Raw genomic sequence first — 26,936 nt, 5'->3', positions numbered from 1 at the left:
CTAACGTTGTTTTGCCAGAAGCCAGCCGGCCTGAAATGAAGTGTAGGATTGCCTCGCGCTCGCTCATCCTCGATCTCTCTAGGTAGAATAATCCTCCCACAATTCAACGACGCCTTGATGAACACTCAACAAGTCTCGAGTCGTCGGCAGCTCTTCCAGAACCCCGGCGACTCAGGATTTGGTTCCATTCCGATTTGGGGTTGGCATTCGCGGCGTCAAAGGTTGCAGAAAACGCAATCCTATTCACTCTGCCCTGAGGGCTTGCATAGGTTCGACCGAGGCGGCTCGACGGCCGGGGACAAGGCAGGCGATGACTGCGGCGCAAAGTAGAAGGAGCGCGACGGAAGCGAAGACAGAGAGGTCGAGCTTTCCGATTCCATAGAGGGTGCTCTGCATGCCGCGCCCGACGAAGTAAGCTCCGATGAGGCCAATGATGAGGCCGATGCCGGCGAGAGCCAGGCCTTCTCGAACGATGAGGGCGACGACACGGCTTCGGTTTGCGCCCAGCGCCATGCGAAGGGCAATCTCGTGCGAGCGCTGCGCCACCGAGAAAGACATGACGCCGTAGACACCGAGTGCGGCGAGAAGAAGCGCGACGGCGGCGAAGCTGACGAAGAGGGCGAGAGTGAAGCGGTCGTTGGAGAGAACCAGCTCACGGACCTCTTCCATGGAGCGGGGTTGGGCGAGAGCTATCTCGGGGTCAACGGAGTGGACGGCTGCGGCGATGCTTTTGACCATGGTTGCGGGGTCGTTGACGGTTCGGACTCCAATGCCTGCGGTGGACCAGGGGATCTGCCAGAAAGGAATCTCCATCTCGGGGCGCGGGTCGTCGAAGCCGCGGCTATGGACGTTGTGATAGACGCCGACGATCTGCCACTCGAGCGGTGGACCGAGCTTGGCGACGCCGGGGATGAGTTGCTCGACCGAGACGCGCTGCTGGAGCGGGTCGACGTCTTTGAAGTACTTCTTCACAAAGTCTTCGTTGACGACGGCTACTTTGACGCTGGATGCAGTGTCCTGGTCGGTGATGAACCGGCCACTGACCATGCGAACGCCGAAGGTTTTGAGGAAGTCGGGCGTAACCATGCCGAAGCCGGTGTTAGGTCGCATGGAGGGATCGTTGAAGGCGGGTTTTCCGACGATGGTAAACGGCATGCCAAAGCCTGCGCCGAAGAGAGGAAGACCGGTCATCGCCGAGGTTGAGGTTACGCCGGGGACGGCGTTGACGCTGGAGAGAATCTGCTTGTAATAGGCAATGACCTTCTCGGGGTCTTTGGGGCGCGACTCCGGGACGGGAAGGTAGAAGGTAAGGACATGGTCGGTGCGGACGCCGAGATCGACGCGAAGGAGATTGAGAAAGCTGTGTATTGCGAGGCCTGCGCCGGACAGTAGAGCGAGGGCGAGGGCGACCTCGCCGATGACAAGGATCTGTCGCAAGCGATGGCGGCCTGTTCCAACGCCGGTGCGATTGCCTTCCTTGAGCGCTTCGCCGGGATCGACGCGCGAGGCGTACCACGCGGGGGCGCTGCCGAAGAGAAGGCCGGCGAAAGTGGTGGCTGCAAGTGTGAAGAGCAGGATCGGGAGGTTGAGGTGGAGATCAGCCTCATCCGGCAGGGTTCCGCGAGGCATGATAGCCAATAGGCCCTGAAGCATCGCGTAGCCAACGCCGATGCCGAGGAGGCCGCCGGCGATTGCGAGCAATAAGCTTTCGGTGATGAGTTGTTCGAAGATGGTTCGGCGACTTGCTCCGAGTGCGCTGCGGACGGCGAGTTCTTTCTGACGAGCCAGGCCGCGGGCGAGGAGAAGATTGGCGACGTTGACGCATGCGATGAGCAAGATGAAGGCTACGGCGCCGAGAAGAAGCCAGAGTGTCTGTTTGCGTTCGCTGGGCAGGAAGTCATTTTTGAGCGGCTCGACGAAGACGCCCCAGCCCTTGTTGCTTTTGGGATTGGCCTCTGCGAGGTGGGCAGCGACTGAATCCATATCGGCCTGAGCCTGCTGAACGGTGACTCCGGGTTTGAGGCGAGCGATGGATAGGAGCCAATGGAAGTCGTGGTTGAGTTGCTCAGGTTTGAAGACGAGTGGCACGGTGAGCTGAGCTTCGCTGCGATCGTCGAGACCGGGGGATAACACGCCGACCACGGTATAGGGCTCGCCGTTGATGCGCATGGACTGGCCGACGAGTTTGGGATCGGAGCCGAGGTGCGCCCAGAGTTTGTGGGTGAGAATCACAACGTGATCCGTTCCCTCGACGCCCTCCTCGGGCAGGAAGTCGCGGCCAAGGAAGAATGGGCGGCCCGACATTTTGTAGAAGCCGACGGTGACCTGCCTGCCGTCGATGTTCTCGGGTTGGTCCTTGCTGGCGATGTTGAAGGAGCCAAAGGTGAAGGCGTTGAGGTCCTGGAAGCTTGAGTTTTCACGCTTCCAATCGGTGAAGTCGCCGGCGGAGATGACGTTGTGAAAGGTCTGAATCTTCGACCAGACGACAACGAGCCGGTCGGGCTCGGGGTATGGCAACGGGGCGAGCAGGGTCGCGTAGTCCACGGTAAAGATGGCGGTGTTCGCGCCGATGCCGAGGGCCAGGGTGAGTAGAACTGTGATGGTAAGGCCGGGGTCCTTCCATAACGTGCGGGCTGAGTAGCGGAGATTTCGGAGGATACTCGACATCAAACGACCTCACGGTTCCATCTGGGTTTCAAGTATGACCTTGAAATTTATTTGTGGTGAGCAGGATATTTGATCTCGAGGGTTGCTGGGTGATTAATATCTAGGCCTTCGGCGGCTCTTTATTTAGGATGCAACTTCACGGGTTGTCGGCAAAACAGGAAGTTAGGATAGCTTGCGGTTTGCCCGTCAACCAGGATTTAGGTTTCACTGGCCGCAGATGGGGCGTTAGGTGAGTGAATCGGCGATTCGTCATCAATCGAGAATCGCTCCTGATGGAATGAATCATCATCCATCCCAAGTGCGGAAGGGAGGTCGGTCCTCATCGGCTTGGCGAATGGTCGATGATTCTGAAGGCAAGGCAATTGGCAGCGACGATTGTTACCTGATGCCAGTTCGGGAGGGCTCGGTCAGCGGGCCAATCCATCGTCTCTAATCCTTCGATCCAGTCCTGCGTTGCCTTCCTGGCTTTGTTCAGGCCATATCGTCTGAATACTGTCCCGTAAAAGGCTGCTAACTCTCTCTCCGCTGCCACAATAAACTCGGCAACTCGTTCGACAGGCACCTGCCGAGCGTGAACAATCGAGTTGGTTTTCTTATCCCACATGTAACCTTTTCTCCTGATTGAAGTGACATCTGTTAGATTTACGGCCTTACAAAACCATTCGAAGCACTTTAGAAGTGCAATTTTGTTCGGAGATACTGGCGTGCTGGTGAGCTCTATTGCTAGTGCATTGCTTCTCCTGCTGGGGCGCCCTGTCCAGGCTTGTTCTTGCTGAGAATGAAGGCGCACACCACCATGCCAATTGCCATCCAACAGAGCAGACGGTAGATGTCCTGATAAGCCTGCGCCGCAGCCTGCTGATTGAGTTGCTGATAAATAGCAGCTTGTGCCATGTGGCCGGGTCCAGGCCCTTTGCCGCTACCGCCAAAGTAAGAAGTAAGCGCATTAACTTGGCTGACGAAGGCGGGATTGCCGGGCTGCATGGACTCCTGCAGACGCGCCTGGTGGAAGAGAGAACGGTTGGTGACGATCGCTCCAGTGATGGCAATAAAGATACTGCCGCCAACGTTCCGAACGAAATTGATGATCCCGGAGACCTGATTGCTCGCCTCCTTTGGAAGTCCGACATAAGCTGCGGTGGTGATGGCGATGAAGGCAAAAGGAATCGCGAACATTTGAAGAATTCGCAACCACGAGGCAAAGCCGAAGGTCATAGTGAGCGTGAAGTGCGTGGAGGTGTAATAGAACGCGCCGGCGAAGCAGACGAAACCGAATGCAGCCATGTTTCTAGCAGGAAATTTTCCGGTAGCTATTCCTGCAAGGGGCATAACGACGAGCAGGGCAACTCCGCCGCCTGCGAGCGCCTCCCCAGCACGGGTTGCGGTGTAGCCCATCAGCTGCTGCAAGAACTGGGGCTCAAGTACGGTTGCGGCATTCAGGACGCCGCCGACAAGAATCATGAGGAAACAACAGATAGCGAAATTTTTGTATTTGAATAGCCGCAAATTCATGATGGGATTCTTAGCCCGCCACTGCCACCAGATCAGGCCGGTCATACCTGCAACGAATAGAAGGCAGGAGATGCGGATAAAGTTGGAGGCAAACCAGTCGTTCTCTTCACCCTTATCGAGCATGATCTGCATGCCGCCCATGGCGACCGTGAGCAGGACGAGGCCGATGTAGTCCAGTTTCCTGAGATTGGCACGATCTGCTTTGATCCAGGGGGGATCCTGGACTAGGCGGCTGACCAGAAAGAACGCGAGGATGCCGACGGGCAGATTGATATAGAAGATCCATCGCCAGGAGTAGTTGTCGGTGATCCAACCACCGATCGTCGGCCCAAGGGATGGCGCAAGAACTGCGACAAGACCATAGAGCGCGAAGGCTTGGCCACGCTTCTTTTCCTCGAAGGAATCCGCCATGATGGCCTGCGCCATAGGCTGGAGGCCGCCACCTCCGACGCCCTGAAGTACGCGCGAGATCAGCAAGATCGGGAGCGTTGGGGCGATACCGCAAAGAAAACTTGCCGCAGTGAAGATGGTGATACAAAGCAGAAAGAAATTCTTGCGGCCGATGACGCTGGACGCCCATGCGCCCACTGGCAGAATGATCGCGTTCGAGACCAGATAGCTGGTGAGGACCCAGGTCCCTTGATCAGTGCTGGCACCGAGGTCGCCGGCAATGTGGGGAAGGGCGACATTGGCAATGGAAGTATCGAGAACCTCCATGAAGGCAGCGAGCGCAACAGTCGCTGCAATCAGCCAGGGATTAACACCAGGCTTCCATCGCCCGCTGCTCCCGACTTCATCTGACATCCGCTTTCCTTTCCGGTCGATTGAGCGGGGTCAGATTCAAGAACGTGAGCCCAAGCAACCGCGGTCCGATCCGATACTTTGTGAGCCGTTTGCACTCAATGCTCTTTCTCTAAAATTGAGCGCGGCGGATTTATTTAATATACATAATGTATCTGAAATCATATTGTATGTATAGTGCAAAGTTTATGGAGGAGGCTATGATGGCTGACACACGCATAACATTGACGACCAAAGTCATATCCCCGATTCAAAGCAATGATCGCGGCCCCTGCAGTCTTCGCATAGATGTAGGAGACCTCAACCGCGATCACACATCGAGTACCGGACGGAGCACGTGGAAGAAGGAAGGGACTGAGCGACAAGGCACTCCACCCGCTAGGATTGTTGTTGAGCAGTGGATCTGCTTCGTTTTGGGCTTCATCTGCATGGCTTTCGGGATTTGGGGCCTTTGTATAGAGTCTGGACAGTCTGCGCTTTCTTCTTACATGGCATGGCTGGGATCGCTATATGTGCCGACGTTGCGTGTAACAGCAATTGTGTGCGTCGGATTCGGCGTAACGCTGATACGCCGGGGATGGGCGCACCTCTGACCACTTTCAGTTTTTGGCAGGTCGCGGACAATCGCGATTCTCTCGTTTCCGCTCGCAGGGCAAGGGAGGACGCAATATGAAAACCAAAGATGAAAGCCGACCCGGAAGACATCCCAATGGCATACCTCAGCTCTCGCAATCATGGCGATTGCGGTCACAGCAGTGGTTTTGGTCGTTCGATTGTTTTAGGTGCTCGAAGCCTAGCATAAGGGCTTGTAATGTACGGCCGGTTCAAGCGAGGTTTGGCTGTCCAGGTAAGACCTCCAGAAGAATAAGCTATCTTGGTATCTGGATGCAGAGTGTTCATTGGCGTTCCGGATCGCATGGCGCAACTTCGATTCAGACGTTCGCGGTAGTAGAATGCGTCTCTTTGGAACAGTCGATGAATCGTCATTGCGCCCGAGAGGAGTAGGGATCCGATGCCTGTGGGCAGCACAAAACCGAGGAAACGGCTTACGCGCGAGGAGAGCAGAGCGCAGACTCGTGCCATATTGATCGCCGAAGGGCGCAAGCACTTTCTGCTTTACGGGCTTGGCGGCGCGGTGGCGGAGAAGATCGCCGAGGACGCCGGTTATTCCCGGGGCGCTTTATATTCCAACTTCGATGGCAAGGAAGAGCTGTTCCTCGCTGTAATCCAACAGGAGCAGGCGCTTCATCTGAATTTCCTTCGTTCTCTGCTCAACGAAGAGCCTTCTGGCAAGAAGCGGTTGAAAAAAATGAGGGACGCCATCGCCGACCTGATGACGGACCATGATTGGATCGTGCTTCGCGCTGAATTCGAGGTCGGAGCTCTTCGGAGCGAACGTATCCGGCAAAGCTTTGTTGAAGTGCATCGGCAGCAGCTTCGCGACGGAAGCGAGCTTATCAGGGACCTCCTCCGGTCTCCGGGAGTCACTTCGAGCCTGAAGCCGGAGGATTTCATCACGGTTATCATCAATCTTGCTCATGGTCTGGCAGTCACCCAGAGAATCCTTGGCGCAGAACTCTCTCAAAAGAGCACCCGCACCCTGATCCAATCGCTGTTTGATCATTTGATCTCGTCCGCATGAATAGGCAGCTGGCATAACAATGCGATCAACGCGACGATCGATTTGCAAAGATGCCTTTGGTAGAGGGTGCGGTTCGATTTACCACTATTCCACCGATCACCACTGACTACTCCCAAATGAAGGCCGAAGCCGAAGTAGAGTTTCAGTTGGGGATACCACGGAAATGCATCCAGCGGAGTCATGTCGCCGTTCGTTCTAAGGTTCCTGGTGTGTTGTCGGCGATCCGGAAGTTACCGGCCATTTTCTCGATTGATGCAAAAATCACCGAGGCGCGTTTCCAGGGTTGAAGGTGCCGACTCTGTGGAAACGCGCATTGGCCTGATATGGAGTGACCCTGTCAACTCTGCGCAACAGTGGGGTTGTTTTTGTCGTTGCTTTTGTTGTTTCCCGAAGACAGAGCGAGCAGCAGCCTGGGCAGATTTGAGCGACGATTGATCAGTCTGATATTCGCGGGTCGGGACCGCATAATCATGATCCGTCGGGAGCTGCCTCTGACTGTTATCGCGAGTCCGGTCGAGCCTGTCGCATAGGCCAAGCGAGGATTCTCCTTCGTGCTTGCTCCGGCTGCTGCTGGCTCTGTGCTCGAGATTGGTGGCGTATTTCATCCGTGAGTTTCTTGCTTTTTCCTTATTGGGGAAGTTGTTGCTTTTGCTTTGTTCTTTCTAGGCTGCGGCTTGCTGATTGGCGAGCGTTTCTGCCCTAGTGCCGATGGCCCAGATGAAGCCCAGCAGCTCACGAGCGACTGCTGTAACGATCTTTCTCTGGTCCTTGCCGGCTGCACCCAGTTTCATATAGCGCTTGTGCAGGCGGTGTTGCGCTTTCCACGCAATCTCTTTGACCTCTTCCGAAATGCTCTCCTGTCTTCTGCGTAATCCATACCAGACTCCTGGTGGACGACGATAGCTCCAGGCCGCCTCGACAACGATTCGCCGCAAGTGCGCGTTGCCGGTTTTCGTGATGCCTCCCCGCCTGATCCGCTTGCCACTGGAGTCCTCGCTGGGCACAGCACCGCAATAACCCATCAGTTGCCGGGCGCTTTCGAAGCGAGATAGCTGGCCCAGCTCGGCCGCGATGGTCACCGCCGAAATATCTGCGATGCCGCGCAGTGCCTGCAGATCGTTGATGACTTGTTGTAACGCGGGGGAAGCCAGCTTGACCGCTTCTGTGATGGCTTGCTCCAGACGCGCCACCCGTTCGCGCATGTGTTCGACCTCGTGCAGATAATCCTGCCGTGTAGCCTCCTGGGCGATCTGTGGGAAGCGTACCTGCGCGACCCAGATGAGATAGGGGCGTGTCCAGGGTCTCACCCCGGATGGTGGACGCTGACCGGAGCGCAGAAGGAACTTGCTCAAGCGATGACGCGCCCGCGTCTGATCCTGCTTGGCTGCTTCGCGGGCACGCACCAGATCGCGCAAGGCCTCGGAACCCTCATCGGGAACCCATACCGCCGTAAGATCCCCGGATCGATAGCAGCGCGCCAGCTTCTCTGCATCCCGCCGATCCGTCTTGACTCGGTCGCCAGCCTTGACCGGCACCAGCGTGGGTGCCACAACTTCGCACTCGACGCCCAGCTCCGCCAGTTGCCAGTACACGACGTAGCCCGTCGGTCCGGCTTCGTAACATGCTCTCAGCTTGGCTGCTGGATCAAGCTTCTTGATCAACTTACGGATAGACTCAGCGCGGTTCGGAATGGTTCCCAGGCTCCGCACTTCACCTTCCGGTTCCGCGCCCGCCACGGCGATCGTCTCAGCATGGACATCCAAACCTAGAAATCGTACCTTCTCCTTCATGACCGGCTCCCTTCCGCTTGTGGCTCTGAACTGTGCGTCCGTAAGGACGCTCACAGCCTAACCCACGGTCGGCGCATCGGCGCCGGTCACTCCATACTGACTGTTAGCAATAGTTGAGCCGAGGGCACCTGTCCGGAAAGCGACTATTCGTTCGGGTGGAACGTGCAGCGCCTGAGATTTTGCGCATGTTTAATCCAACTCGTCAGCTCGGATTGAACAGGCAAAAAACTGTTGCCCATCGCGCCACACGGCGAGGCTCGCGTTCCATGGACAGAATCCGTGCCAGGGCCTACTGCGCTAGATTCATTCGCCGCAAAAGCTCGTGATAGCGCGGATCGCTGCGGATTCCGTCGTGTTTCGGATCTGCGTTCAAGGCCATCATGAAGATGCAGCGCTCGTCGAATGCACGGTCGAACCAATAGAACGTCTCATCTACCCTGCCAAGTGCCCGATAGTCTTCTGCAATGTCATACGAAGTGCACTGATGGCCGGCCTGTGAGAGTGAATACTGGAGGTGTGCCTCGCGATAGCCCTTCCAGCCGCCCTTCTCGTACGCCGAGCGCAAAAGATCAACCTGCGGCGGAGTAGCATACCGCTCCATCCCCTTGAGTTCGGCAGCGACTGACTGATCGTACTTGCCCTCAACTTCATAGATGTTGGCTACCCAACCTTGAACCGCAGCCGCCTCATCCGGCGCAATTTCACTGGCGCTAACTAGCGCTGCCAACGCTTCGTCGTAGTGCCTCGCGAAATAGAGCGTGCTCCCTAGGTACCGATTCGCGAAAAATGACAGCGGATCCAACTCTACCGCCTTTCGCATGTGGGCAATGGCCTCCTCACTGCGAGCTCGCACAGTCAAATAAATTGCATAACGGATCTCGGCAAGAGCGCTGTTTGCGCTGAGCTCGATCCCGCGGCGAAGATTCCGTTCCGCCGCGTCCCAGTCCCACAGGAAGACTGTGTCGATCGTCCCTAGCGCCGTGTAGCCTTCTCCATCGTTCGGATCCAATTCGATGGCTCGTTTCGCGGCGGCGATTGCATCCGGCATCACCTCGTTCACTGGTGCTCCGCCTGCCTCGTGCATCGTGATAAACGCTTCCGCAAGTCCTGCATGCGCTGCGGCATATTCCGGATTCAGCGAAATGGCCGTGCGAAAATAAGTTGCCGCTGTCTCACCGTCCCGCCTTTCGACGAAAAACCGACCGCGCAAATAAGCATCATGAGCTTCGGGATTGATATGCTTCGCGCTCGCTAGCTGGCTCTGGACCGACGGAGTCAGGGCAGTCTTCGTCTGATATGCGATCTCGCGTGCGACATCATCCTGCAGTGACAGAACGTCGCTCAGGTGCCCCTCGAAGCTCTGCGCCCACAGGTGTTTATCATCCCGTGCGTCGATAAGTTGCGTCGTGATCCGAACGCGGTCGTCCGCGCGAACCACCGAGCCTTCAATGATCGCGTCGACACCAAGCTCTTGAGCGATCTGCCGCAACGATTTTCCGCTTCCCTTGTCGCGCATCACTGATGTACGCGAGACAACCCGCAAATTCGGGATCCGCGCCAGCTCCGTGATTAGTTCGTCGGTCATTCCATCGGCAAAATACTCCTGCTGCGGGTCACCCGACAGGTTTTGCAGCGGAAGGACGGCGATGGACCGGATCGGTTTGATCGCTCTGACTCGCTTTTGGAGAAACCAGGCGACAACAGCAACTACTAGCGCCAGCAAGCACACCAGAATCCCCGCCCGCATTCTGAGGTGACCATTTCTAGCTTCCGCGGTCGGGGCACCCGCGGCCTTTGCCTCAACTTCCGTTTCGGCTGCGCCTTTCGCCGCTGGGGGATCCGCTAGGCCCGGTTGGAGCTGTCGGTGTCGCCCTCTCTCTGTATCGCGCACCTTAAAGACGGCTGCATAGCTTCCCTTGGGGACCTCGATGTGGAGCGAATCGCCTTGGCCCTCCCCGGCATAGTATTCCCGAAGACGACTGCGCAAACGACCCGCCTCTACCCTGACCGTTGAATCAACCGTCGGGTCATACTCGGTCCCTCGCCCAAAGACATCGACTGCAATGGCATACTCTTTGGGCGGTGAATTCGCCAACGACTTCTCGACAACATACTGAAGAAAGGCCTGGCTGCGGGCTGCAGCCCCAAAGACCTTTGACTTAAGAATGCGTTCGACCTGTTCCGTAATCAGGCTTGGATCGATTTGCGTTATCTCTGGACGCATGAAAGGTAGCCGCAAGTCGTTCAAACAACGTGATGTAACGCGTGACTCACGTCACGTAACTTCCTGGGGCCCACCTCAGAACCTCAAGATCGTTGCGGATCGCCGAGATACGGCTCCCGCGAAGAGAGGATTCTGATATGCAAAAGCGTTCTGCAATCGTTGTAGCTGTAGCCTGCGCCACAGGCCTCGCCAGTATAGTACCGGCGACGTCCCACGCGCAGGTTTCCTCCAATGTCCAACTCTATGCGTCGGGATTTAACGGGCCGCGCGGCCTCAAGTTCGGACCTGACGGAGTACTCTACGTCGCCGAAGCCGGAACCGGCGGTTCAACCTCCACCAACGGTCAGTGCACACAGGTCATCCCACCGGTCGGACCCTACACCGGCGGTCTCACTGCCACAATTTCTAAAGTCTCCAGTGTGGGGAAACGAGTGATCGTAGCCTCCGGATTTCCTTCCGCAGTCAGCAATATGCCCCCCGACTTCCTCGGCGTCGCCGACCTCGCTTTTCTTAACGGCAAGTTGTATGCCGCACTCGAAGGCGGGGGATGCTCGCACGGGAATCCAACCATTCCCAACGCCATCGTTGAGGTCGATACCGCAACCGGCACATGGAAGATTGTCGCTGACCTTAGTGCATTCGTGAAAGCTCACCCTGCAACATACCCCAACGAAGCGGACTTTGAGCCAGATGGTGTCCCTTACAGCCTCATTGCTTATCGGGATCGCCTCTATACGGTCGAGTCGAACCATGGCCAGCTCTTCTCCATCACTGCTCAGGGCGAAGTTCGAGAGGAGATCGATATATCGGAAGCCGAGGGTCATATCGTTCCTACCTCAATCGCCGAGAGAAACGGTGACTTCTTCGTCGGCAATCTCGGCCTCTTCCCGGTCACCCCCAACTCTTCGAAGATATTGACCCTCTCACGCAATGGCTGCCCGGACCCGGCACCCGGCCTCGATCCCAGCCCCGAGTTGCAAAAGCTGAGAGTAGCGGGTTCGCGCGCGGGCTTCACCACGATTGTCGCGGTTAGCTTCGGCCCCGACGGTCTGATCTATGCGCTCGAACTCTCCCCCGCAGCTGGCTTTCCTACTCTCGGCGTTGGCAAAGTCGTTCGCCTGAAAGGAAACGGCGAGATCGAAGATGTGGCTACAGGCCTCTCCGTTCCGACAGGAATGACCTTCGGCCCGGATGGTCACCTCTACGTATCAAACTTCGGAGCAGCGTCTCCGGGAGCCGGTCAAATCGTCCGCATTACGATTCCCTAACACTAGTTCTACTCGGGCCGAGACTTTAGCCTGAGAATACTGATCTCGTTCAAGGGGCGCCTGAAGACCGAGTTGCGCGCAGAGATGCAGCACGACTCCGGATGTATCTCCCGGTGTGGCCAAAGCCTCGCCTGATACATGGTTCATCCGGCGCCCCTTATTTAATATCCTGCCTGGTTCTGGTCTAGCGAATGGTGGATTTCGTGCATCACGCCTTCGTAGAGGAGCGACTGAGGGCTGCCCAACCGTTGTCACCGCGGTCGGCCTGTCTTCTTTTTTGCAGGCTTCTTGACAGCTTTTTTTGCGATTTTCTTCGCCGGCGCTGCGGCTTTCTTAGCGACCTTTTTCGCAGCTGCCTTCTTCGCAGTCTTCGTTGTCACGATCTTTTTCGCGGTCTTTTTCGGAGATGTCTTTTTGGCTACCTTTTTCGGGGCAGTTTTCTTAGCTGGCTTCTTCATAGGTTTTGGCTTTAGAACCTCGGTCACAGTGGTCACGGCAGCGCTAATTGCTGTTTTGATGGCCCCCGCCACGTCCGACGCCATCGCTATTCCCACCCCAACCGTCTCTCCCGCTTTATCCACCACCGTTTTTTCGGCCATTCTCAAGCCCCTCAATCTTTGTGTTTCTATGCAGTCACGAATTCTAGCGGGATATCGAGACAAGCGTATAAGCAACTTCACTCACGTCACCAAATAGCCACTCCTGCCTAAATCGGCACACTCGTCGTGTTTCTTGTTCCGCTCCGATGGATGTGAGTAGATAAAACACGAGTAGGAAAACAGCCCTCGGACGAATGACACAACGCGACTCGTCTATCTTTCCGATGCAGGCACAGCCTTAGCATCAGGAACTGAAGTAGAGGCTGGCCCTTCATTTCTCATGGCTTCTGTTAACACGCGCCCTACAGCAGCACTGGGGCGGTTGATCCTGAGTATCGAGGCGAACGTCGAAGCTATGTCAACGGGTGCGACAACGCCGTGATAAGTTCCCGGTATAAATGCAGCTCCAAAGAAGTCCAGAGGCACATGTCGATCGTAACTGTTAGCGGAAAAGTGAGTCGTTCCAGAACCGTGCCATGGAAACTGATATGGGCCAAAGTTGATGTGCAGAGCCCAGCCTACATAGGGGGAGTAGCTATGAGCCACTAGCCGTCCATACTGCGTATCTGGCAGGGCACCCTCCCGCATCTGCTTACTTGTGTAGATATGAGTTACGATCGCGGGCTCCTTCTGACGCGATTCAGCGGTCCCATCACCGACATGGGTGAAGCCCGCAAAGATCTGCTCGACCATCACTTTCGCATTATTTTCTGCCTCTTCTTCCGAGACACCTGCAGCTTCGAACATTTGCTTGTTCAACAGCAGATAAGGGTTGTCCATCTGTAGAACGTAGAATCCGTTTGCCTTGGCCGGATACTTAGCTTCTAGCATCGCCTCAAGCGGTTTCGTAAATTGCTCTGGAGGGAAATCAAGTGCAGGCATCGCCATCGCGTCGGCTGCAGTCTGACTGATCGCAACTCCATGGTCACCGGTCATCGCTACCATCACGTTCTTTAGTCCAACAGTCTGATCGAGAAATGTGAAGAATGCATTCAACGAAACATCTGACTGCACAATCAGGTCTCTCTGGGATGGATCGTCGGGCCCATGTGCGTGTCCGTTGATATCGGTCGAAGATATGGATATCGTGATCATATCGGTCACATTATCCGGGTTTTGTCCAAGCTTCTCGCCAACGATCAGTGTTTTCGCAAAATCGAGCTGGTAACTTACGCTTGCCGCTGATCGGCCAACCAACTCATAAAAGCTGCCTTGTGCCAATCCACTCTCTTTACGTACTTCTTCGGCCCGTCCACTTGCGTTAAATTCGCGGGCCCACTTTGGAAGCTCTTTCATCCAGTACGTTGAGGTTTGCCACATTCCGGTGTCGTGGTCTATCCAGAACGCGCCTCTGGTGGCATGGCCGCTAGTCAAAATAGCGGCGCGATCCTTCATTGAAACGCCGTAAACCCGCGCTCGCCCATTCGTTGCGACGACTAGCTCATCTCCCAGAGTAGTTGCCATCTCTCTATGAGCTGATGCGCCAGTCAAATCTTTCGTACCCGGCGGTGCGCCGACAAGTCTGTATCGATCATCGGCGACGGAACTAACCTGTCGAATGCTTCCGTCCGGCCCTGGCTCGTACCATTCGTTCAACGGGATTCCGTGACCATCGGTGTAGGCACCGGTACCAATCGTCGAATGTCCAGCCGCTGTAACCAGGTTTGCGTAATCGTAATAGCAGTCAACAAAGTGCGAGCCTTGTTTCAGGAAGAGATTCCAGCCATTTTTTGTCTTGAAATCAGCCCGGTATCTGTCTAGATAATCGCCACGAAATTGATCGAACACCAGTACTACCACCAGCTTCGGCTTTGCATCGTACGCATCGGCAAAGACCGTAGAACTGTAGCCCAGGACTAGCGCAATCAACGCAAGCAGACGAACGGGAATTGGCATGACTAAGTTTACTAGTACAGATCGAGAGAGGTCATACAACTGGGACTAGAATTCACATTACATGTACGGTGAGATGCAGAACGGGTATAGCCACCGTTGGGCAAGAGCTGAACGTTCAGGAGAACAGCGCCGATGCCGATATTTTCAAACGACGGGCAGGGAATTAGGCAGCTTATAGAGCTCGGCTTCGCCTTTCTTTTATCGGCGGCTATCGGCCTAGAGCGAGAGGTTCGTCACAAGAGTGCAGGTCTGCGTACCTATACGATTGTGGGCACCAGCGCTGCTTTATTCTTATTGGTTTCGAAATATGGTTTCTCGGATGTTCTTGCGTCAGGCCGTGTGGTACTTGACCCCTCGCGTGTCGCTGCCCAGATCGTCACTGGAATAGGCTTCATTGGAGCCGGTATCATCTTTGTTAGGGGCGACGCAGTCCGTGGGCTGACGACAGCGGCGACCATCTGGTTGGTAACTGGGGTGGGCATGGCATGTGGCGCCGGTCTTCCGATACTTGCCGCCGCTGTAACGTTGGCGTACTTCGTAGTGGCGCTGATCTTTCCAATGTTCCTGCGCTTACTTCCAGAGCGAGTTGGTGGCGAGGAGCACCCCGACGATGCAGAACATGAATAAGCATCAGCCTGTTCTATGAATCGCTTGCTGACGCAAATGACGGGCAAGGAGCACCGCTCATGAGTTCACCATTCGATTTTTTCAGGAAAGAACTCTGCGAATAGCTCGGCGTAGTAGGGCATAAGCTGCTTTAGGTCCGGCTTGGTGTTCCCCTTCGAATAGAGATCGTACGGATTGAACTTTAAGACCCACGGCAACATCGCGCGGTCCTGCTCATTGCAGAGATAGTCATAAGCGCCGTGCCGATGCCACGCGTAGAACGAGTGGTATCGCAACATGTACAGGCTCTCCATCGGCAGGTAGTTCTTCATGACCTCGTAGATGTAGCTATCGTGTCCGAAGGACATCGTCACTCTATCCAATCCGCAGTTTTCTTCGTAGATACCGAATTTTGTCTGGTAGAGCGGGTTCTGATAATCGGGGTTGGAGCGAAAATACGTTGGGAAGACAACCGTGCCGGAATAAGCACAGGCTGTCGGGAATGTGTCTCCTACCACGCCCCACTGCGGTTCGCCGTAGAGGCAAAGGCATTTGCCGAGATCATGCACAAATCCAGTTGCTACCATCCAGCGCGGATGGCCGTCTCTTCGAATAGCCTCGGATGTCTGAAGAAGATGCTCAAGTTGGGTAAGGTCTGTATCAGGGTCGCTGTCGTCGACGAGAGTGTTCAGGAATTCGGCTGCTTCCCAAATACTCTTTTCGCCGCGCTTGAGTCCAAAGTATTCAGTTTGCTTACCGAGGACGTAAGCGTGCGTCTGGTAGGTGTGGTTCAGACGGTAAAATTCCGCAACTCCGGGATTGGCTTCGGCGTCGTACTGGCGGAACTCTTCCTGGGATTTTCCTTCCTTGTATCGACCTTCAAGGAACTCTTCCCACTCGTCCATGTCGGGCGAAAGTGGATTTTGGTCAACCTCTGAAACTTGCGTTGTTGAGCTCATATTGCTCTCCCCGATGGCCTGTCGGCCGCAGCTACGTTACCGGTAACTATAGACAATTTGAAGATTGTTTGGCAAGATAATTTCGCGCCGGCAAGGACTTTCTTTCCGGCCCTAATATTACCCTCGGCGAGTCAGAGTTTCTGTTGGCAGCGTTTGTGAAGTAGAAAGGTTGCGCGATGACAAGGCGGTTGATCACGGGAACGGCAAACGAACGCGGACGGAGGGTCTTTGTTCAACCCGATGACGGATCGATGAAACTGGTGAGCTATGGGCGTATTCGGCTGGACAAAATCGAGCCGAAGATCCGTTTCTCGAATGATGGGCAAGAAACAGGGCTGATCTGCCTTAGCGGCACCTGTATCGTCGACGTGGGCGATGAGTCCTTCTCAATGAAGCGCGACGATGCTTTGTATGTCCCTAAGGGCACCGAGATGACCGTCCGGGCAGAGCAGGGAGTCGACTTGCTGGAATGTTCTGCACCTGTCGATGGCCAGTATTCACTGCAGTTTGTTTCAAGTGAGAGTGTAGGAGCCGATGAGAAACTGCGATTCGTTGCCGGGACTGAGAGTGCTCGACGCGAAATCAATATTCTGCTGGGTAGTAATATTCAGGCTGGCAGACTGATCGTTGGAATTACACGGTCTCTGCCTGGCAACTGGACAAGTTGGCCGCCGCACGAACACGCCGCAATGCTCGAAGAGATTTACGTCTATATTGATATGCCGGCTCCGGCATTCGGACTGCAGCTCGTATACGTGGATGAAATCAGTCCAGCGGAGATCGAAGTGGTTCGCGAAGGCGATGCGGTCCTGCTGCCCGCGGGCTACCATCCCAATGTTTCAATTCCCGGCTGCACCCTGAACTTCGTTTGGATTATGGCGGCACACCGCGAAGTCGTCGATCGCAAGTGGGGAGTGGTTCAAGTAGATCCTCGTTACGCTTGATCAATTACGTGGGACTATCTCAATCAGAGTCACGCTGAGTGGATGACTCCCGATTGAGATGGCGGAACGCTCGCAACTCAGACGTTCGTACTATTTATGAAGGACTCAGAGCACTGGGTAGTGGTGCAGTTTGACCAGAGATTCCTTTTTAGGCGGAGCCAATCTCACTGAGAATGATTGACATTTGAGATGCGCAACGCGTACCGTCCTCAGGACGACGTTATCGGTAACTAGAGAAATGACCGCGTAGGAGACTGAACTTGCGAGCATTGCAGACAACGAAGGGAATCCTGACGGACGTGCATTTTTGGATTCCGGTGGGTGTGTTGGCGTTCGGAATAGGCTTGCTTATCTGGCTGCATTGAGCTTCATCGGGGATCGATAACACCATGGCGGCACAGATTGAAAAAGCATCGAGCCAACATGCAGGAATTGGCTCGTTGCACACCCTAGGAGTGCTTTGCGGCGTGACCGCAGGGGTTTGGCTCGGGGCTGCGGAAGCACCGACAAAACTAGTCAACGCTGGCTTTTCTCCATTTGCTATTTCCTTGTGCATGGTGGCTGGCGTGTTCACGGCGCGATGGAGTTTCCCCACCTTGCTGAAAGGGACAACCTACGTCTTCGCGGACCTGATGAGCCGCAAGCATCTGCTGGTGTGGGCGATTCTGGCGGGAGCACTATGGGCGGTTGCGAATACACTGACAGTTTTTGCGATACGTGATGTCGGCTTGGCAATCGCCTTTCCTATGTGGAATACGAATGCGCTTGTGGGGCTGTTTTGGGGTCGCGTTTTGTTTCGTGAACTGGATGGCGCTGACCGCAAGACGATCACAAAGGTAGTCGTCGGGTCGCTTTGCATTGTCGCAGCGGCAATCATGCTCGGATTCAGCACAGTGCACGGCAGCACAAGCCCGAACGGCCACAATCCGCTCGGAGGAGTGCTGGCCGCAATTGGGGCGAGCCTGATGTGGGGAACGATGTATGTTCCTTACCGCAAGGCTTACTTGAGCGGTATGAATCCGCTTTCGTTTGTGACGGTGTTCACCGTGGGTGAGTTGTTGACCATGTTCATCCTCACCTGGACGCTGGACGGCGGCCGTCACTCGTCAGTCTTTCAACTGGTACACGGCGGGCAGTTTCTGTTCTGGCTCTTCCTGGGTGGTTTTGTCTGGGTGATTGGTGATATGTTTCAACAATTCGCAGCGAAATACCTGGGGATCGGCCGTGGCATCCCGCTATCTAATACCAATCAGCTTTGGGGACTCGCATGGGGAGCGCTGGTGTTTGACGAACTGGCAACTGCGGATGCCAAACACAAACTGTTGGTCGTCGCAGGTTCAGCAGTGATGATTCTCGGAGCGGTCTTCATCAGTACAGCCAAGGCGTCCGATGCGGAGCACTCTTCCAGAAATGAAGCACTGGAACGGGAATGCGACCGCTACGGACTGGACTACAACGAGGTTTTGATGGCGCAGAGTGGAGAAGAGTTTGGCCATCGTTCCGAAGGCCGCCGTTGGTGGGACTATGCCATCATTCTGGCTGCTGTCGGAGTATTCATTCGGCTGGGAGCCAAGGCCACGGTGCCGCCGCTTGCGATGAATTTCAAGTGGGTTGCTGTCCTTGTGGTATTGCTTTTGGTGAGCTTGATCGGGTGCGGCTATCGCCTACATAAGCAGACGGGTTTCTCCTAGACCGAGCCGTCCTGTCTCAGGACCATCAGGATGCCTGATTGGCCACCGTGGAATGACGCACGATCAACCTTGGTTCCAACAGAATCGCCTTCGGAGGCAGGTCAGGATTCGTGGTCAACTCAAGTGCGAGTTCCCCAGCTTGAACTCCTAGCAATTCCGGCTGTTGGTCAACGCTTGTCAGCGGTGTGCGCAGGTATTTGGCGTAGCGCAGGTTGCCGGACCCGACGAATGCAATATCTTCCGGCACCCTCAAACCAGCTTCCCGCGTGGCTTGCATTGCACCAATCGCTGTGAGGTCGTTGTAGCAGAAGATTGCGTCTGGACGTTTCTGCAGCGTCAGAAGATCCTGCATGGCCTGATAGCCCGCCTCATCGCCCAACTCTTCGAACCGGTCGCAGGTTACAATGAGCTCTTCGCGCGACTCCATCCGCTGCTCTTGAAGAGTGTCGCGATATCCCCTGAGGCGCTCAAGCGACGGGCTCATCTCGCGGCCGCCTATGTGAGCGATGCGTTTCTTGCCGATTGAGATCAGGTGTTCCGTCGCGATGCGACCGATCTTGTAGTCATCAGAACCGACAAAGTGGGCTGAGAGATAAGGGAAATTTCGATCGACGAGGAGATATGGCGTCTTCTCGTCCCCAAGTTCATAAAAGTTCTTGAGACGTGCTTGACTTGAAGCAATCAGCAGTGCATCTACGCCCCGACTGAGAAGGGTGCGAATTTCCTGCTGCTCAAGCTCCGGATTTTCTTCTGAAGAAGCAAGGAGAAGTGCCATATGCGACGCGCGGAGAACACCGGCGAGCGACTTTGCGAACTCCGCAAAAAAAGGATGAACTAGATCGGGAACCACGAGGCCCATCGTGTAGGTTCGTCCGCTCGCCAAACCCCGAGCCAGCATATTTGGCTTGTAGTCGAGCTCCTGCATTCGTTTAAGAACGCGAGCGCGTGTCTTCGCGCTTATGTCTTTATTGCCGCGCAGCACTTTTGAGACTGTAACCGTCGAGATCCCTAGATCGCGTGCAATATCTTTGAGACGTATTGCCAAGTGCGGCCCTCCGGCAACAGGATGTTATGGCGTGGCGAGTCTTACAGGAAATATTGATGCTGCTATAGCCTACAGGGGCGCAATGCTGGCCACAAGAACCTTCAGCTGCGACTTGTTTGCTCCGTGGTCTTCAGCTTGAAGACCACGCTGATCTGGTCCCGAGAACTGCAAGATAGGCGGGTAATTCTCTGGTGAGAGGGCCCGGCTACTCTTCGCGTGCGGCTCAAGCAAGCTGTTCTTGCAGGTCGGCGGCGCATTAATGGTGTTGCAACGTGCCGGCAAACCGTCTTCGAAACCAACGCTGTATCCAGTCCACTTCGAAGGTTCGGACAGCGGATAATCTGTGCTGATCATCTGTGCCCCAGAGTGCAAGAGCGCATCTCGACGAGTGGTATCGTTTGCGCGAGCCGCGATTGTGCTCTCGTCGGCTCGAGCCCGGACGATGTAACCTTGGCGCACGAGTTGATCGATCTGTTGCGGGCTGCCTTCATTCTGTTCTACAAAAGCTGCGTCGGGCTTGCCAGGGTCGGAATTCGTAAAGAGCACGCGGCCTTGCAGTAGCGGGTGTCCGGCAGTGTAGACGGGGCCGGCATTTTTTTGATCCATCAAAAAAATTACCTTGCCTCGCGACTCGGCGAGAGTAGGCCAGTGACCCGCACGCACAGCAGCTTCGAGCGTCTGGTAGTTGCTACGCACCTTGTCCGGCAAGATCATTTTCGTCATCGGCAAAAACAGAACGGATCTCCTTATCGAGTCCATCGAATGTTTCACGTGAGTGAACTTCCAGGTATTCTCCGGCTTCCGAAACGAGAACGCGAGCAGACGGTGGCGCCCAGCAGGTCACGTGGTGATTTGGGAGGCTTGCACTTCGCCAGGTAGGCAGGGCTCGCGACAAGCTGGTGCCGGTAGGTCAGTATCCTGCGGGCGACGAGTGCCGAATCCTCGAGTTCTCCTAGCCTGAACGACAGGTCGACGCCCTCGGCGATCTGATCGACGATCCTTTCGGTGATGAAGATCTGGACGCGAACGTTGGGATAGGATGCCTGGAATGCGCCGACCAGTGGCGCAAGCAACGAGTCGGAGATGCTGGGTGGCGCGGAGAGCCGGAGTACGCCAGAGACGTTCGACAGATGGTTCGAGACAATGCCGTCGACGGCTTCGCTGAGTTCGGCGCTGTGCTGAGCATGCTCCAGAACTTCGGAACCAACATCGGTGAGCCGCAGGCTGCGTGTTGAGCGTTCAAGTAGGCGCACACCTAGCTGATCCTCCAGTTCCACGATGCGGCGACTGACGGTCGAGACAGGCATTTTGAGACGGCGCGCAGCCTCTGAAAAGCTGTTCACCTCGACGAACTTTGCGAAAATCATCAGTGAATTGAGGTCCATCTTCATTGTTCCAATTATGGAAATCTGATTCCCAGTTTACCCCCCTTATCGCGCATACGGGATAAGACTAGAGTCAGTTTTGAAGCAGTAGCACTCTCGGAGGTCCGAAATCATGAATGCAAACGAACTGGCCGTCGTCGCCGTACTGAGGGAATATCAAGACGCGTTAAACCAATCCAATATGGATGCGGTGATGAAGCTCCACGCTCCTGACGGCGTGTTCATGCCGCAGAATTTCCCATCGAGCGTTGGAGCCGATACAGTCCGGAAGGCATATCTCAGAGTGTTCGAGGCAATCACGCTCAAGGTAAATTTCAATGTAGCTGAAGTCTTCCAGATAGCCGCTGACTGGGCGATCGTACGTACCAATTCGACAGGAACATCCAAGGTCAACGGCACAAGGGACGGCAGCCCGGAGGCGAACCAGGAACTCTTCGTATTCCAGAAGATCGACAGCAGCTAGAAAATTTCACGATACTGCTTCTCTACCACCAATCCACCAAAACACTAACTGTCGCCAGCGTACGACTTTCTCTGATTGCGTTTCAGTATCTCAACAGAGATCGATATTCGAGACAGGGGCAATAAGAAGCCAAACAGCCGCATAACCGGCGTGTGCCTTAGTGCGGTCTTTAATAACCAGGAGAGCTAACCAATGAAAAAGTTCATGTACGGTCTGGCACTTGCTGCCGCCATTTTCGCTCACGCCACAGCTCAGTCCTCACATGACGATTCATTAGAGAACTTGCAAAAGTATGTCCCTCTTTTGCCTTCGGTGAAGACACAGAATGGCTGAGATCAGGTGGTGATGCTCGATAGGAATGCCATGCCCCCCACGTCATTGTGAGACCTGCCTGCCACAATTAGATGGCGGAGTAGTTGTAAGCGAGATGTCGCGGCTGGACTACAGGCTTTGTCACAGAGCCTGTCTGTGCACAGGCTCCGATCGAGGTGATAATGCCAAGCTCGAAGAGCGCCCCCCCGCTCTTCCTTTAGAGCGTTAGATCCCAGGTTTCGCTGATGACGTCGACACCGAAACTGTGGCGGGGTTCCTCCTCGACGAGTTTGTAGCCTGCTTGGTTATAGATGTGTCTTGCAGCGGCGAGTACGTCATGTGTCCAAAGTGTAATTTTCTTATAGCCTGCCGCTCGCGCGAAGTACGTGCACTCGTCTACCAAGGCCTTGCCGAGGCCGAGACCTCTGGCGCTCGCCTCCACGAGCAGCAGGCGCAGCTTGGCTGTGTCCTTTTCTTCAGTATGCTGTACCAGGAAGACGCTGCCTGCGATCTCTCCGTCGCGCTCGGCTATCCAGCAGCGTTCGCGTTTGGGATCGAAGTTGTCAATGAAGTCGGCCACGATGCGTGCCACTACTGCCTCAAAGTCCGGGGTCCATCCCAACTCCTGGGTGTAGATGATGCCGTGGCGGTGCACCACCCAGCCCATGTCTCCGGGACGATGTTGGCGGAGGATGTATGGGGCGCGTGACGGCTTAGCCTGCAATGCATTCTCAATGGAGCGCATACCGTGGAGAAATTCAATACGTTGCTTAGCGGAGAGCCTCCCAAGAAGTTGTTCGGCTTCGTCATTCGATCGCCGGTCGAGTTCGGAGAAGACTGCCTTGCCTTGTCTTGTGAGCTTGAGAATGGACTGACGGCCATCTTCAACGGATGCTTTGCGACTTAGCAGCCCCCCACTCTCAAACTTGCGCAGGATGCGGCTTAGATACCCAGCATCGAGTTCCAGATCCCCAGCGATTTCCCTGGCTGTGCTCTCGGGACTGTTGGCGAGTTCATAGAGAACGCGGGCTTCGCTTAGCGAGTATTCGCTGTTGAGGAGTCCCTCGCGGAGCGTTCCAATGATGCGGGTGTAAAAGCGATTGAAGGCGCGAACGGCTGCGATCTGAGATTCGACGATTGTGTAAGGATCGGCGGTGTTAGGCGATTGGAGCATATTGTCTCCTTATAATATACATGTCAGTGTCAACTAAAACAATTGACATTATCAACTAGTGTTGAGAGCCTCGGGAATTTAGTCTCTTGCCGCTTCCCAGATGGCTTGAGCGAGCCGAACTGGATTGGAAAAGATGGTCTCGTGACTTCCGGGGAGCTCCACAAGTCTGAATAGACCTAAACGCTCAGACAGTCGCGGATGCCATGGATAGCTGTGGGGCAACGAGATGTCCTGCTGGCAGTTGATGTAGGACCTGCCTATCGACATCTCTGAGAGGGGGCGTTGGAGTGAAATTTTGTCGGCCATGGTTCGGTATGGTTGCGGATTGAGGCGCTCATAGGTAGAGCGTGCGAGTGCGATATCGGCATCGTTGATGAATGTCTCTCGCCATATCTCGAATGGAAGCATCAATGCCTCATTGTTCGCCGCGGCGATCGCAGCGAAGGCCCCAGCATGGTGGGGCGGTAACATATCGGTCAGGCTCTCCCCGTTAAGCGGGACAAATGCATTGAGGTATACGATGCGCCGCAGGCGTGTTTCGAGGCGATCCGCGACTCCGGATATCACCATGCCTGCATAACTATGACCAACGAGGCGTATGTCAGTTAGATCATTTTCTTCAATGAACTCTACGACAGACGAGATGGCATCTTCCAACCCTATCTTGCTTCTGTCGTCTTCGTTTCGGTTTCCTCGCAACGTTGGGCAGTAGACGGTATGCCCGGCCTCGCGAAAAATGCTTGCTATCGTTTCGAAATCCGCTCCGGTGTGCCAAGCGGCGTGGACTAGAACCAGGGTTACGGGCATCCTTTAATCTCCATCATTATTAACTAAGCTGATCAATGAATTTGGCCTAGGGTGGCGTCTCATCCAACAAAGTCAAACTTTTTACTCCGATTGGTGGCGATGGTTCCGTTTTGGAATGCCTCTTCAATGCGGTCAGCGGCAACTTCCAATCCGCAGGTTCGTTTTATGACCTTTTGGAAGTAACGGGCTCTTGCTCGGTAACTCGGATTCCCAAGCACTTCCCGGATCGCCTTTAGCATCTGTTTTCCGGTGAGCGCCGCAACCTCCAGAGATTTCCCTACTCTGTGATATTCGATTCTGGCAGCCACGCCGGGCTGGTCATAACCGATTGGAAGAGCGACCATCGGCACTCCTTGGGCCAACGCTTCAAGGGTCGTATTCAGTCCTGCATGGGTTATGCAAAGTGCGGCACGCTTCAACAGTTGGAGCTGGGGGGCTGTGCGAACGATGATTGCGTCCGGTGGAATTGGCCGCAGATCATCGGGATTGATGGAATGTCCCACTGAAAGAACGAGCTGAACCTCCGGGAGTTCTTCCGTCGCCTCAAGTATTGCCTTGTAGGCGTGGTCCAAGCCGTTGACCAAGGTTCCCAATGAGGCGTAGATCAGTGGCTTGCCATTCAACTCTTGCCAGGGAAAAGCTACAGGCTCGCGACCTTCGCCATCGTGAAGCGGACCAGCATAGTGAAATTGGGCAGGCCACGGAATGCCGGGGAAATCGAATTCCTTTGGAGTCTGGGTAATGACAGCCAGCTTGGACAGAGTCGATCCGGGCTCCTGCCAAGTGCTTCCGAGACCGGTGCTGTCGGCGTAGTGCGTCGCCTCGGCCAGTACCGGCAACAGTGTCTGTATGGCCTCGTGCACTCCCTCGATGTTCCTGGTCAACGCCTCCGAGGTGGTCTCGTGTGGCCAGTTGAAGATAAATGGCGGCGTCGTTCCCGATAAGTCAAGGTGTAGAGCACAGCAGACCTGGACGTAAGGAATGCCCATATTGATGGGAACCAATTCAAAGAAAAAGTGAATGGTATCGATCACCAGCGCCTCAACGCCTGTTTCTTCCAATGTTTGTGGAAGATGCTTTAAGGCTGCCCGAGTGAAAGGCGCGAATAACTTCTCGGATGTATAGGTCACTACCTCAATACCGTGCATCTTTGCCACCGCCGCATAGGCTTGGGTCAGCGATCCCATGGGAAATTCTTCCTCGCAATACGGGACAAAGGTCAAGCCTGCAGCCCGAACGATAGATTCGGTATCCGGAACACCGATGCATATCACTTCGTGTCCACGCGATTGTACTTTGCGTGCAAGAGCCGTCATCGAATAGAGATGCCCTGAGGCGGGATAAGCTATAAAACCAATCTTCATGAGTATCTCTCCTGGTTAAGTGCCTGCTAATGATGAGCAGAGCAATTTAGAAGTCTGAATGCTCGGGAGCTCAGAATGTTCTCGTGGTGGCAATCGTGTTTCTTCCCTGCTTGAAGGTAGCCAAAAAAAACAGAATAATATTTTGCAAAACTGCGATCTTTACAGAATCTCGCCACAGGATCTCGCCCTTGAGTCGAAGAAGATGCGAACGCATCTAAACATGATGGACATGGCAGAGCGGAATACTTCGCAGCTTGCAGGGCTGCTGCCACCTGGCGCACAGATGCTTGGGACTAGCAAGTCGCTGCCGTGGGAAGGCTTCTTTATCGAGAAGCACCTCATGACGCCGGGAGAACGGGTGCTCACCGTCAGCAGCTGGCATCTTATCTCCGCGCTTGGGAAACGTCCCGCCGTCTTTGAAGGCAAAACCGCCCACGGCAGTATGCTGCGGTTTACCAAACCGCCAGGCGCGCTTAATCTAGTTCCGCCCGGCACGGTTCCGGCAGTGCGGCTGTGCTCCTCTTCCGAGCTCATCAGCTGCGCGGTCGAAGACGCTGTCGTCGCGACCATTGCGATGGAAGAGCGCTACAGGCAAACGTCAGAACTGCTCTTCCAATGCGTGGTTCGTGACCGCGCTGCCGAAAGCATCGTCAACCTGCTATCGGAGGAAATGGAAGCCGGCGGCCCTGCGGGGCAGATGTATGCCGAGTCCCTCGTACGGGCATTGGTCAGCCGTTATCTTGCCCTTGCATCCGGAAAACGCTCCCCGCAGTCGCCCGCGTCCCGAGTGCTTCATCCCCGACTCCTAAGGCGTCTTCACGATTGGATGGAAAGCAACCTGCATCGCGACATCTCGCTGACGGCCATGGCACACGAAGCAAAATACAGCTCGACACATCTCTTGCGCTCCTTCCGTGCGTCGACAGGTTTGACTCCGCATCAATACCTGCTCGAACTGCGGGTGGCGAAGGCGGAAGGTCTGCTGCGCGGCAGGCGCTCCAGTTTGATCGATGTCGCGGTCGAGTGCGGGTTTGCAAACCAGTCTCACTTCACCCAGATTTTCAAGAGTCGCCGCGGGCTTACGCCTGGTCAGTATCGTCGCGAATTTGCCGCATAGTTTTGAGGAAATCCGACAACGAGATCTGGCGCAGAGTAAGCGGCGTTGAGTATGCGAACCAGACCAATGGGATCGGGTGCACCGTCTGATTCCTCCGCTATTCCTAGGGCCAAGGCGCTGGAGTGGTTGGATTAGACGGAGCGATTTTCCGCCAACGCAGCGTTTAGGAGCGCACAAGTGGAGCAGTTCCTCCTATGGCCGTTTCCGCTCGCTTCAGCGGATCGATACAGTGGCAATTCCCCGCAATTAAAGTTCTTTTCGGCAAGCAGCGCGCTTTTGGCAGCTTTATGCTTCCCTTAGTCACTACTCTTTTTGGCGCGCCCATCGAGGTATCGATTCTGGAGATAACACATTGTCAGGAGAGTCTCTAAAACCCTACACGAACAGACAAGCGTGGCTTCTGAGTTGAAATCCCAGTACAGTTTGTTGGTTGTGGATCTGGTTCTTCCAGCTCCATTGTCACTGTCAACTCACTAGGAAGCAGGAATGACTGGCCGCATAGGAGCATGTCTTGCGGGTTATCTGACGGCGCAGGGTATAGCTATTCTGGGTGTGGTTCGCGACCCGAAGAAGGTAGAAAACTGGACGCGGCAGGGGGCAAAATCGCTGCCGCTCAGCCCTCGTGCGGAAAGTTTAACACTGTCGCTTGCATCGCATGGAAACAGGTAAA

The 26,936-nt window shown here is 55.2% G+C and carries 23 protein-coding genes; 9 read left to right on the top strand and 14 right to left on the bottom strand.

What is annotated here, in order from left to right; genetic code table 11:
• Positions 1-243: 243 nt before the first annotated feature.
• The 3 genes from RBB76_RS00210 to RBB76_RS00200 form a co-directional block, all read right to left on the bottom strand.
• A complete protein-coding gene (locus RBB76_RS00210) occupies positions 244-2,667 on the bottom strand; it encodes an ABC transporter permease (RefSeq protein WP_429634918.1) in 2,424 nt (807 codons plus the stop codon).
• A gap of 319 nt (positions 2,668-2,986) precedes the next feature.
• Complete coding sequence (locus RBB76_RS00205; protein WP_429634920.1) at positions 2,987-3,271, bottom strand: hypothetical protein; 285 nt, start codon at positions 3,269-3,271, stop codon at positions 2,987-2,989.
• A 119-nt stretch (positions 3,272-3,390) separates the two neighbouring features.
• Complete coding sequence (locus RBB76_RS00200) at positions 3,391-4,983, bottom strand: DHA2 family efflux MFS transporter permease subunit (protein WP_429634921.1); 1,593 nt, start codon at positions 4,981-4,983, stop codon at positions 3,391-3,393.
• A gap of 1,009 nt (positions 4,984-5,992) precedes the next feature.
• Here RBB76_RS00200 and RBB76_RS00195 point away from each other — a divergent pair.
• Positions 5,993-6,622, top strand: coding sequence for a TetR/AcrR family transcriptional regulator (locus RBB76_RS00195; RefSeq protein ID WP_429634922.1), 630 nt, complete (start codon positions 5,993-5,995; stop codon positions 6,620-6,622).
• A 662-nt stretch (positions 6,623-7,284) separates the two neighbouring features.
• On the opposite strand, the gene RBB76_RS00190 is transcribed toward RBB76_RS00195, so the two are convergent.
• Together RBB76_RS00190 and RBB76_RS00185 are read right to left on the bottom strand one after the other, a co-directional pair.
• Positions 7,285-8,412, bottom strand: coding sequence for an IS110 family transposase (locus tag RBB76_RS00190; protein WP_433963493.1), 1,128 nt, complete (start codon positions 8,410-8,412; stop codon positions 7,285-7,287).
• A 289-nt stretch (positions 8,413-8,701) separates the two neighbouring features.
• Positions 8,702-10,636, bottom strand: a complete 1,935-nt coding sequence (locus tag RBB76_RS00185; protein ID WP_429634832.1) for a hypothetical protein — start codon at positions 10,634-10,636, stop codon at positions 8,702-8,704.
• A gap of 137 nt (positions 10,637-10,773) precedes the next feature.
• Here RBB76_RS00185 and RBB76_RS00180 point away from each other — a divergent pair, with 137 nt between their 5' ends.
• A complete protein-coding gene (locus tag RBB76_RS00180; RefSeq protein WP_429634831.1) occupies positions 10,774-11,904 on the top strand; it encodes a ScyD/ScyE family protein in 1,131 nt (376 codons plus the stop codon).
• Between the two features lie 251 nt (positions 11,905-12,155).
• Here RBB76_RS00180 and RBB76_RS00175 read toward each other — a convergent pair whose 3' ends face one another.
• The gene (locus RBB76_RS00175) at positions 12,156-12,503 is read right to left on the bottom strand and encodes a hypothetical protein (protein WP_429634830.1); all 348 of its coding nucleotides are present in this window, start codon (positions 12,501-12,503) and stop codon (positions 12,156-12,158) included.
• A 213-nt stretch (positions 12,504-12,716) separates the two neighbouring features.
• On the bottom strand, positions 12,717-14,372 hold the full coding sequence (locus RBB76_RS00170) for an alkaline phosphatase family protein (protein WP_429634829.1): 1,656 nt from the start codon (positions 14,370-14,372) through the stop codon (positions 12,717-12,719).
• 159 nt (positions 14,373-14,531) lie between these two features.
• On the opposite strand from RBB76_RS00170, the gene RBB76_RS00165 reads away from it, so the two are divergent.
• Positions 14,532-15,026: an MgtC/SapB family protein gene (locus tag RBB76_RS00165; protein WP_429634828.1), complete on the top strand. Its 495-nt coding sequence runs from the start codon at positions 14,532-14,534 to the stop codon at positions 15,024-15,026.
• A gap of 65 nt (positions 15,027-15,091) precedes the next feature.
• On the opposite strand, the gene RBB76_RS00160 is transcribed toward RBB76_RS00165, so the two are convergent.
• Positions 15,092-15,964: an inositol oxygenase family protein gene (locus tag RBB76_RS00160; RefSeq protein ID WP_429634827.1), complete on the bottom strand. Its 873-nt coding sequence runs from the start codon at positions 15,962-15,964 to the stop codon at positions 15,092-15,094.
• A 176-nt stretch (positions 15,965-16,140) separates the two neighbouring features.
• Between RBB76_RS00160 and RBB76_RS00155 the strand changes: the two genes are divergently transcribed.
• Entirely contained in the window at positions 16,141-16,908 is a 768-nt protein-coding gene (locus tag RBB76_RS00155) for a 5-deoxy-glucuronate isomerase (RefSeq protein ID WP_429634826.1), read from the top strand.
• A gap of 389 nt (positions 16,909-17,297) precedes the next feature.
• A complete protein-coding gene (locus RBB76_RS00150) occupies positions 17,298-18,599 on the top strand; it encodes a GRP family sugar transporter (protein ID WP_429634825.1) in 1,302 nt (433 codons plus the stop codon).
• A 25-nt stretch (positions 18,600-18,624) separates the two neighbouring features.
• On the opposite strand, the gene RBB76_RS00145 is transcribed toward RBB76_RS00150, so the two are convergent.
• The 3 genes from RBB76_RS00145 to RBB76_RS00135 form a co-directional block, all read right to left on the bottom strand.
• A complete protein-coding gene (locus RBB76_RS00145; protein WP_429634824.1) occupies positions 18,625-19,644 on the bottom strand; it encodes a LacI family DNA-binding transcriptional regulator in 1,020 nt (339 codons plus the stop codon).
• 69 nt (positions 19,645-19,713) lie between these two features.
• Positions 19,714-20,373, bottom strand: coding sequence for a Ca2+-dependent phosphoinositide-specific phospholipase C (locus RBB76_RS00140; protein WP_429634823.1), 660 nt, complete (start codon positions 20,371-20,373; stop codon positions 19,714-19,716).
• A gap of 38 nt (positions 20,374-20,411) precedes the next feature.
• On the bottom strand, positions 20,412-21,035 hold the full coding sequence (locus tag RBB76_RS00135) for a LysR family transcriptional regulator (RefSeq protein WP_429634822.1): 624 nt from the start codon (positions 21,033-21,035) through the stop codon (positions 20,412-20,414).
• Positions 21,036-21,141: 106 nt separating this feature from the next.
• Between RBB76_RS00135 and RBB76_RS00130 the strand changes: the two genes are divergently transcribed.
• Together RBB76_RS00130 and RBB76_RS00125 are read left to right on the top strand one after the other, a co-directional pair.
• A complete protein-coding gene (locus RBB76_RS00130; protein WP_429634821.1) occupies positions 21,142-21,492 on the top strand; it encodes a YybH family protein in 351 nt (116 codons plus the stop codon).
• A 192-nt stretch (positions 21,493-21,684) separates the two neighbouring features.
• Positions 21,685-21,825 carry a hypothetical protein gene (locus tag RBB76_RS00125; protein ID WP_429634820.1) on the top strand — a complete coding sequence of 47 codons (141 nt, stop codon included), beginning with the start codon at positions 21,685-21,687 and terminating at the stop codon, positions 21,823-21,825.
• A gap of 196 nt (positions 21,826-22,021) precedes the next feature.
• Here RBB76_RS00125 and RBB76_RS00120 read toward each other — a convergent pair whose 3' ends face one another.
• The 3 genes from RBB76_RS00120 to RBB76_RS00110 all read right to left on the bottom strand — a co-directional run bounded on the left by RBB76_RS00120 (position 22,022) and on the right by RBB76_RS00110 (position 25,149).
• Positions 22,022-22,978 (bottom strand): bifunctional helix-turn-helix transcriptional regulator/GNAT family N-acetyltransferase, encoded by a 957-nt coding sequence (locus tag RBB76_RS00120; RefSeq protein ID WP_429634819.1) that lies wholly within the window; start codon positions 22,976-22,978, stop codon positions 22,022-22,024.
• 78 nt (positions 22,979-23,056) lie between these two features.
• Complete coding sequence (locus RBB76_RS00115; RefSeq protein WP_429634818.1) at positions 23,057-23,785, bottom strand: alpha/beta fold hydrolase; 729 nt, start codon at positions 23,783-23,785, stop codon at positions 23,057-23,059.
• A gap of 59 nt (positions 23,786-23,844) precedes the next feature.
• Positions 23,845-25,149: a glycosyltransferase gene (locus RBB76_RS00110; protein WP_429634817.1), complete on the bottom strand. Its 1,305-nt coding sequence runs from the start codon at positions 25,147-25,149 to the stop codon at positions 23,845-23,847.
• A 202-nt stretch (positions 25,150-25,351) separates the two neighbouring features.
• On the opposite strand from RBB76_RS00110, the gene RBB76_RS00105 reads away from it, so the two are divergent.
• Both RBB76_RS00105 and RBB76_RS00100 read left to right on the top strand, forming a co-directional pair.
• Positions 25,352-26,266, top strand: coding sequence for a helix-turn-helix domain-containing protein (locus RBB76_RS00105; protein ID WP_429634816.1), 915 nt, complete (start codon positions 25,352-25,354; stop codon positions 26,264-26,266).
• A 486-nt stretch (positions 26,267-26,752) separates the two neighbouring features.
• Entirely contained in the window at positions 26,753-26,935 is a 183-nt protein-coding gene (locus RBB76_RS00100; RefSeq protein ID WP_429634815.1) for a hypothetical protein, read from the top strand.
• The last annotated feature ends 1 nt before the right edge of the window (position 26,936 follow it).

The organism is Tunturiibacter psychrotolerans (genome assembly GCF_051013365.1).
Lineage (GTDB): Bacteria > Acidobacteriota > Terriglobia > Terriglobales > Acidobacteriaceae > Edaphobacter > Edaphobacter psychrotolerans_A.
This window is presented reverse-complemented; position numbering and strand designations above follow the sequence as displayed.